The 6,608-nt window shown below is 62.6% G+C and carries 13 protein-coding genes and 1 other RNA gene; 1 reads left to right on the top strand and 13 read right to left on the bottom strand.

The genetic code is table 11. From position 1 onward, the window contains the following. Nucleotides 1–705, bottom strand: a complete 705-nt coding sequence (locus TSO5_RS03415) for a recombinase family protein (protein WP_109150255.1) — start codon at nucleotides 703–705, stop codon at nucleotides 1–3. A gap of 316 nt (nucleotides 706–1,021) precedes the next feature. Next, entirely contained in the window at nucleotides 1,022–1,402 is a 381-nt protein-coding gene (locus tag TSO5_RS03420) for a hypothetical protein (protein WP_158282343.1), read from the bottom strand. A 920-nt stretch (nucleotides 1,403–2,322) separates the two neighbouring features. On the opposite strand from TSO5_RS03420, the gene TSO5_RS03425 reads away from it, so the two are divergent. Then, complete coding sequence (locus TSO5_RS03425) at nucleotides 2,323–2,817, top strand: pentapeptide repeat-containing protein (RefSeq protein ID WP_158282344.1); 495 nt, start codon at nucleotides 2,323–2,325, stop codon at nucleotides 2,815–2,817. 270 nt (nucleotides 2,818–3,087) lie between these two features. On the opposite strand, the gene TSO5_RS03430 is transcribed toward TSO5_RS03425, so the two are convergent. The 11 genes from TSO5_RS03430 to TSO5_RS03475 form a co-directional block, all read right to left on the bottom strand. Beyond that, nucleotides 3,088–3,471 (bottom strand): hypothetical protein, encoded by a 384-nt coding sequence (locus tag TSO5_RS03430; protein ID WP_109150258.1) that lies wholly within the window; start codon nucleotides 3,469–3,471, stop codon nucleotides 3,088–3,090. Further along, the gene (locus TSO5_RS03435; RefSeq protein WP_109150259.1) at nucleotides 3,471–3,659 is read right to left on the bottom strand and encodes a hypothetical protein; all 189 of its coding nucleotides are present in this window, start codon (nucleotides 3,657–3,659) and stop codon (nucleotides 3,471–3,473) included. Before TSO5_RS03435 ends, TSO5_RS03430 begins: the two co-directional genes overlap by 1 nt. A gap of 45 nt (nucleotides 3,660–3,704) precedes the next feature. Beyond that, nucleotides 3,705–3,887: a hypothetical protein gene (locus TSO5_RS32105; RefSeq protein WP_146203671.1), complete on the bottom strand. Its 183-nt coding sequence runs from the start codon at nucleotides 3,885–3,887 to the stop codon at nucleotides 3,705–3,707. 43 nt (nucleotides 3,888–3,930) lie between these two features. After that, complete coding sequence (locus tag TSO5_RS03440; protein ID WP_109150260.1) at nucleotides 3,931–4,233, bottom strand: hypothetical protein; 303 nt, start codon at nucleotides 4,231–4,233, stop codon at nucleotides 3,931–3,933. After that, a complete protein-coding gene (locus tag TSO5_RS03445) occupies nucleotides 4,230–4,448 on the bottom strand; it encodes a hypothetical protein (protein WP_146203672.1) in 219 nt (72 codons plus the stop codon). Before TSO5_RS03445 ends, TSO5_RS03440 begins: the two co-directional genes overlap by 4 nt. Before the next feature lie 122 nt (nucleotides 4,449–4,570). Continuing rightward, an RNA gene (gene ffs, locus TSO5_RS03450) (signal recognition particle sRNA small type) lies at nucleotides 4,571–4,668 on the bottom strand. Between the two features lie 49 nt (nucleotides 4,669–4,717). Further along, on the bottom strand, nucleotides 4,718–4,990 hold the full coding sequence (locus tag TSO5_RS03455) for a hypothetical protein (protein ID WP_109150262.1): 273 nt from the start codon (nucleotides 4,988–4,990) through the stop codon (nucleotides 4,718–4,720). Next, nucleotides 4,987–5,496 carry a hypothetical protein gene (locus TSO5_RS03460; RefSeq protein WP_109150263.1) on the bottom strand — a complete coding sequence of 170 codons (510 nt, stop codon included), beginning with the start codon at nucleotides 5,494–5,496 and terminating at the stop codon, nucleotides 4,987–4,989. Before TSO5_RS03460 ends, TSO5_RS03455 begins: the two co-directional genes overlap by 4 nt. Next, nucleotides 5,493–5,861, bottom strand: coding sequence for a hypothetical protein (locus tag TSO5_RS32110; protein WP_146203673.1), 369 nt, complete (start codon nucleotides 5,859–5,861; stop codon nucleotides 5,493–5,495). Before TSO5_RS32110 ends, TSO5_RS03460 begins: the two co-directional genes overlap by 4 nt. Then, entirely contained in the window at nucleotides 5,854–6,153 is a 300-nt protein-coding gene (locus tag TSO5_RS03470) for a hypothetical protein (protein WP_109150265.1), read from the bottom strand. The genes TSO5_RS32110 and TSO5_RS03470 overlap by 8 nt, the downstream gene beginning before the upstream one ends. 36 nt (nucleotides 6,154–6,189) lie before the next feature. Beyond that, nucleotides 6,190–6,396, bottom strand: coding sequence for a hypothetical protein (locus tag TSO5_RS03475; RefSeq protein ID WP_109150266.1), 207 nt, complete (start codon nucleotides 6,394–6,396; stop codon nucleotides 6,190–6,192). Between the last annotated feature and the right edge of the window lie 212 nt (nucleotides 6,397–6,608).

A 6,608-nucleotide genomic window follows, 5' to 3' on the forward strand; every position in this document is an offset into this window, starting at 1 on the left:
TCACTCTCCCTTGCCGGAAACACCCAGCCTGGCCAGTAGCCGCTGGGCCTGAGCGGTGTGCCACTTGCCCCCAGAGGGTGTCGGCACGCCTGCTTCGTTCAGCGCCTTCGCCACGGCGTAGGGAGTCTCGGCACCGTCGGTGACGATCTTTTCGACGACGGGTTTGAGGTCCTTTGCCCTGGCGTCGGCGATCTCGGTGCGCTTTGCGCGCCCCGCTTGCCCACCGCGCGCCCGATCCTCTGGCGTGATGTTCGCCGTTGGGTTGGGTGCTCCGAGCTTCTTGCCTTGCGCCTTGGCCTGCGCGAGAGCGGCCTTGGTGCGAGCGCTGATCGCTTCGCGTTCCTGCTCGGCGACCAGCGCCATGACGCCGACCGTGAGACGGTTGGCGTCAGGCATGTCGGCCGCCACAAAGTCCACACCGGAATCCCGGAGGGTCAGCAGGAAGGCTGCGTTACGCGACAGCCGATCGAGCTTGGCAATCACCAGGGTGGCCCGATGAATGCGGCAGGCGGCCATTGCAGCCGCCAGGACCGGCCGGTCATTCTTACCGCCGCTTTCCACCTCGACAAACTCCTGGACGAGCGTCCAGTCGCCGCCATTGAGGTAGTTGGCGACCGCGGCCCGTTGGGCCTGAAGCCCGAGGCCGCTGCGCCCCTGCTTGTCCGTAGAGACACGCAGGTAGCTTACGAATTTGCCGATGGCCATCTTTGGACCAATCTCTGAAATCAACGTATGAGCGAACGTATCAAATCGGCGTGGCTAGTACAATCGCTCAAAGGTGTGTGGTAGCTACCTAATTGGCGCGCACAAGAAGCAAGCGAACACTCACATGTTCACGCGCACCGCAAGCGAACGGCCGGCTGGCGCTCCCAAAAATTCCAGGGCGCCAGCCGGCCGAGCGATGTGGGATTTGTGGGCTCCAGCCCCTCCCCCACCCCACCCAATATCAAATTTATGAATTTTTATTGCGCAATCAAATTGCACACAATCAATTGCGCGCAATCTAACCGTGCGCCACACATCACGACCCGAAGGGCAAAGACGCCAGCGTAAACACAGTCTTCTTGCGCGTCGCCGTCTTAATCTCCGTCCACGTCACCGTCCCCCGCTCGATGAGCGCCTTCAGCGCCTCGTCACGCTCACTCGCCCGCGACGGCTGGGTCTTCTCCTTCAACTCGACCAGCGACAGCGAAGCGGTGGGGGAACGGCGCAGTGCCTCCACGATACGCTCGCACATCTTCTCGACCGTCTGGGGTTTGCGGACGGCTGGACGCTTCACCTCATCCACCACCTGGTACTCCCCAGGCAAGCCCAACTCCTCCCACAGCGCCTTTGCCGCGGACTGCCCGGCGAACGCGAGGATCCGCTCCACCATGGCCAGCTTCTTATCCAACTCATCCAAGTCAACCTGGCTCATGCCTCACCCTTTCTTGATGCCGAATTGGGATATGATACGGGATACATACCGTATTCAAATACGGGATACATCCGGGATACATCCGGGATGTAAATGCTGGATGTATCCCGGATATGTATGCTGGATACATCCCGTATTCAAATCCTGGATGTATCCCTCATTCGATATTCGACGTCCGAGCCCAAAATCGCCTGCGTTCGCTTGGCTCTTACGCGCTTCGCCGCGTTCTTAAGCCCACCTCCCTAACGTCATTAATCTCAGCCTACGTCACGCCCACGGCTTGACGAAACGAAACGTGAACTGTGAGTGGAGGAAGTCCTTGGAATCATTAATAAAAATAAAAAAAATAAAAGAAAAAACTAACACTCTCTACCATTCCGTCATTCCGTCAACGTAGACCTCTCCCTCTCCCCCTCCCCACCCCCATATCTGTCTGTGTGTCTAGGTATAGCATGACGTAAGTCGGAAGTGATGTTTCTAACCCATTGATATGAAAAGCGTATTCGCGTTTTTTGTCAAAAGTTGCGATTTGACGTAAGTTAAAAGCCCTAAAATTACCCAACCGCCCCACCCTACCAGCCGCCGGGGCGCCCCATCGAAGCTGGTCAGCGACCCATCGTCCTGGCCGACCGAGCCCGCCACCCGCCGTTCACCACCCCACCACACCTCCGCCATTAACCCAGGATCGCCGCTGATTGTCGTCTCGCCCCCACCCCGCTACGCTGGTAGCCGACCACACCACAACACAATCAGCGGCGATATGACGGACCTTCGGCGACGAGCACCCTACCGATGAGCCAGCGGACATGGCCGACACCCTCAAAAATTGCTCGTCTCTCATCAGTACCTCCTTGCGTATACTCTCCACAGAGAGTATGATTTCTCATCGACAAACGGAGATGACGATGCTTTACACGATCACAAAGGTCGACGGTTCGGATGGCATCCAGGCTGAGATTTCCTGTCAAGAAGACGAGGATTTCAGCATCAAGCTGCGCCACGCCGTCCTGTGGGCTGCTTCGAATGGTGTCAGCTTGGCTGGCGCCGAACTGATCGGCGCCGACCTCCGCGGAATCCTGTTGGAGGGCGTCAATCTACGCGGGGCCGACATCCGCGATGCGGACCTGCGCGGAGCCGAACTGATTGCCTGCGACCTGTCCGGCGCATCCCTGGAGAACAGTGATGCTCGTGGGGCGGATTTCACCGACAGCAATCTCTCCGGCGCGCACATGACGAACGCCGGAGCGAATGGGGCCAATTTCGCCCGCGCCAATCTGTCAGGCGCTGAAATCTGGTCACTCCATTGCCCTGGGGCCAATTTCTTCGCCGCTGACCTGACGGGAACGACGATGAACCCCGAACACATTGAGGGCGCCAGCTTCAAGGAGGCAAAACGCTGATGTCACCTGAAGCCCTGCGCGCGGCCCTGAAAAATCTGTATGGCGATGGTAGCGATTACCATCTCGTTGAAGCGGCCCACAATGACCTGGGCGCTCCAAAGTCAGGCCTATACAAAGCTCTCAGGGGCGACGCAGTCAGCGTGAAAGTCCCATTAGAAACCGCACTTCGTCTCAAAGGCGCCCTCCCGTAGGGCGCCTTTGTTTTTTCCGGCCCCGCGACACCCCACAACGCAACAGGCCCGAGCTGCGCGCCCGGGCCTGTTCACTTGTTCACGCGCTTTGGGCCGCGAGCCACCTCGCCCACCGGTGGGCAACCACTAACGCCGGGTGCTCCCGCCCAACCCATCGGTACACGGTCCGCTTGTCGCCGCGGTCACGCTGGAGCGTCTCCTGCGCATTGGCGTTGTCACCATGGACTATCAGCAGATTGGCGGTGATCGAATTGCGTCTCATCCACCGCTTCGCGGCGTCGCGCCCCATGATGGCGGCGATGGCCTCGGCGCTCTCCGATGTGCGTGGGCCGTAGATACTGCCGCCCATGACGTGCATCTTCCGGCCGGGCGTCACGACCACCGCGCCCCAGCACCCCTGACCGCCGCGGATCGTCGCATCGGCATAGACGCGCAGAATGGGGATGGTCTCGACCGGGAACATCACCCCACACGGACCCCCCGATTGGCTGCTGCCACCAGCGCGTCGAGCGCAGCGTTGTTGTTCTCGACCGCCTCGTCCTCGCTGATCTGCCCCAGACCACAGGCGGTCACCTCACGCGGGCTGATGCCCCGGGCGATGACGTACCCATCGAGCATGATCTCGCCATGCTTATGCTCCCACCTCGGCATGTTGCCCTCCACCCGTCGTACAGAAATCGTACAGAAAGCCGCACCTCACTCCGGCTCCGCCGCCCCGCGCATGCTGGCCCACCACCGCTGACCGTTGGGCCGATGCCGCAGGCAGTACCAGCGCACGCCGACATCCTGCCCCGGCGGCCCGAACCCGAAATATGCATTGCGCCCACCACACACCGGGCACAGGCGGTCAGACACATCGGGTAGTGGCTTGTCGGACATGGTCACTCTCACTCGCAGGCGGCAGGCTCACCGCGGCGCGACCTTACTTGGGCGGGCTGGGCCGTTCCAGCGCCGCCTGCGCCTCCGCGATCCCCCGCCGGATCAGCTCCGCGCCGGCCTCGGTCAGCGCCCATCCGCCATCCACCGGCGCCACCAGCCCGAACACCTCAAGCGCCGCCATCTTCTCCTCGACGAAACCGACAGCCCCGACCCGCCACCGGTAGGCCGGCAGGCGCGCCACGATCTCGTCCACCGACCGGCTGACACCCGGCGTCACCCCCAGATACTGCACCAGCTCGTCGACCGTGTGCCGCTGGGCCGGGCTGAGCCTGGAATCCGACGTCACGGCGTGCGTCCTCCGACGCAGTTCCGCGGGGCCGTGTACACCTCCGCCCCGCCGGCGACCCGGCAATGGACCACCTCCACGTCGGATGTGGGGCGGGCTGGCTTGTCCGCCTGTCCGGCGTGGCCGACGGCCAACGCCACGCGACCGGCGGCCTCCAGCGGCATACAGCCGGCCGCCACCAGAGCACCGATCAGCATTGCGATTACGATCCTCATCACCCCGCCCCCGCCAGATGGTTGCGCGTACAACCGCCAGCATTCTGCTGGAATTTGTCGCGATGAGGCAATTCGGCCGAACAGTGGCCGGCAGGTGCCTGATCGCAATTTGCGCGTGGAGGGTGGGAGACTGGACGAACGACCCGAGCCGAAACTCGTTGCGGCTGCTTCCTTCCGGACCTGACCGGGTTGGCGAGGGACTCGTCCGACGCCAGTCTCCCGCCGCTGTTATGAGCGTTCGTCGGTCGGTGCGCAAGGGGAAACGGCACTCATGGCTCCACAGCAACGCGCCCCGCATCAGTAATCCGCCAGGAGCGGACCATCCCGTCGATGCACCTATCCACAAGCCCGCGGCGCGCGAGCGTCCGGAGCCTGCCCGCGGCGGACTGCACCCCGGGCAAGGCCGCGCTGCCGAATGCCGCCGCATAGACTTGCTCGGTGTTGGTGTGTCGGTCGCCGAGAGCGCGCAACGCCCGCAGCAGCTTGATGTGCTCGACGGTCAGCGCCGCGGCGCGCAACCCCGCGGGCTGATCGGCGGTCATGCCGCACCTCTAGCCGTGGCGAGTTTCGTTTCGATCACATGCCGTACTCGCGGCGGCGGACGGTTGACGGCAACGAAGAACAGGCCGGCCAGGAACGTCAGATTGGAGACATCGCGGATGGCGTCCAGAAGCAGGTACTGTCCGAGCGCGAGAAGGATCAGGCTCATGACCGTGCCGACGGCAGTCCCAAGCGTCGACAGCGACCGGAACATGAAGTCCACAACCCGCTCATGGTTCATGCCAGCAACCTTCCTCCCGTCCATGCTGTTCGCTCGGTGAGCGTAGATCGTGTCCATCAGCAGGACCAGACCGCCGAACAGTGCGGCGGCATAGCTGCCCCGCTGCAGGTTCAGCGCCATCCTGGGAATCTCCACAGCGGCACTCGCGAGGAACAGGTTTGTCGCCAGCCGGTATGGGGAGATGCCGACGTTTTGGGAAAGCCAGTCGGCGCAGGGCTGCGCCACCCGGTCGAGGAGGAATGTGTCAAGGCGATGGAGCACGGTCATTTGCGGCGCTTCCCGCGACCGCGCCGGTTGGCGCGCATCGCTTGTTTGGGGCTGCGAGGTGTCGGATCGTCACGGAAGCTGCGCTCCGGCTCCGGCCGGTATTCGAGGGGCGCCATCGCCTTGATGTCCTGCAAGACGCGGCGTGGCAGATCGTCGCCAATTACGAGAACGCCGCGGTGCTTGGCGATAGCACGCTCGATCATGGCCGGATCGCCGGCAATGACGATGATCCCCGGGGCGGCGGTGATCGTCAGATTACCTCCATCAGATCCCCGATCGCCTGACGTCGCGCCATCAGCGCAATCTGCGCAGATCTCTTGAATTCCTTGCCATCCGCAGCGGTGGCAGAGCGCCCCGTCAGACATTGCCACCCTCCCCACTCAGCACTCTCTCCTCGGCGTCCGACACACCGCAGTGCCGGACGCCCAGGGGTTCGTCATCGAAGGCTTCGTGCGCTGTGCTCGCGACGGTCCCGTCGTCCATGCCCTTCAAGACGCGCAGAATTTCCGCCGCAGCCTCTTCCTCAGTGACGCCGGGGCCGCGCGACGACGTGGAGATATGAGCTTCTCCGTTCGGATGTTTTTCGCGCAGGTAGGCGATGAGCTTGTTCCGCTCCGGGGTGTCGGGCGATGGTTGATCGGTGTTGCTGATTTTCATCTCGTGGGCCTCCTTTTGGCCTGTATTGGTTGGCGGTCAGGACGCCCGGTAGCCGTTACCAATGACCGCGATCACCTGCTCGGACGACATGACTCCGACTTCATAAAGTGTGTCGATCAGGCGACCGAGGATGCGAGCGACATCAGCCGGACTTTCGTGTTCAAAGATCGCCTCAAGCGCCTCTTCAATGCTCACCTCCGCGCCACTGTCTTGTCTGGTTCTGGTGTTCAGCTTTACGTTCATGGCTTTACGGCCTCCTTTGGGCCTCTATTCAGAATGTGAGTAGGTCTTATCCAGGCGGATGGCTGTCCATCACCCGCGCTGGGCGATGGACAGCACGGTGCGCGGGCGCCCGCCGGTCACGCGCTCCTGGGTCTCGGTGATCTGGCCGGACTGGGCCAACACGTCGATGATGTCGCGGCGGTCGCGGGTGCTGATGCCCTGCGTCCGGCGGG

The organism is Azospirillum sp. TSO5 (assembly GCF_003116065.1).
Taxonomy (GTDB): Bacteria; Pseudomonadota; Alphaproteobacteria; order Azospirillales; family Azospirillaceae; genus Azospirillum.

Coding starts and splice junctions, on each gene's coding strand:
- TSO5_RS03430 (WP_109150258.1), bottom strand. CDS start 3,471: ATGTTCCCGGTCGAGACCATCCCCATTCTGCGCGTCTATGCCGATGCG.
- TSO5_RS03460 (WP_109150263.1), bottom strand. CDS start 5,496: ATGACCGTGCTCCATCGCCTTGACACATTCCTCCTCGACCGGGTGGCG.
- TSO5_RS03435 (WP_109150259.1), bottom strand. CDS start 3,659: ATGCCGAGGTGGGAGCATAAGCATGGCGAGATCATGCTCGATGGGTAC.
- TSO5_RS32105 (WP_146203671.1), bottom strand. CDS start 3,887: ATGTCCGACAAGCCACTACCCGATGTGTCTGACCGCCTGTGCCCGGTG.
- TSO5_RS03455 (WP_109150262.1), bottom strand. CDS start 4,990: ATGACCGCCGATCAGCCCGCGGGGTTGCGCGCCGCGGCGCTGACCGTC.
- TSO5_RS03470 (WP_109150265.1), bottom strand. CDS start 6,153: ATGAAAATCAGCAACACCGATCAACCATCGCCCGACACCCCGGAGCGG.
- TSO5_RS03425 (WP_158282344.1), top strand. CDS start 2,323: ATGCTTTACACGATCACAAAGGTCGACGGTTCGGATGGCATCCAGGCT.
- TSO5_RS32110 (WP_146203673.1), bottom strand. CDS start 5,861: ATGTCTGACGGGGCGCTCTGCCACCGCTGCGGATGGCAAGGAATTCAA.
- TSO5_RS03415 (WP_109150255.1), bottom strand. CDS start 705: ATGGCCATCGGCAAATTCGTAAGCTACCTGCGTGTCTCTACGGACAAG.
- TSO5_RS03475 (WP_109150266.1), bottom strand. CDS start 6,396: ATGAACGTAAAGCTGAACACCAGAACCAGACAAGACAGTGGCGCGGAG.
- TSO5_RS03445 (WP_146203672.1), bottom strand. CDS start 4,448: ATGAGGATCGTAATCGCAATGCTGATCGGTGCTCTGGTGGCGGCCGGC.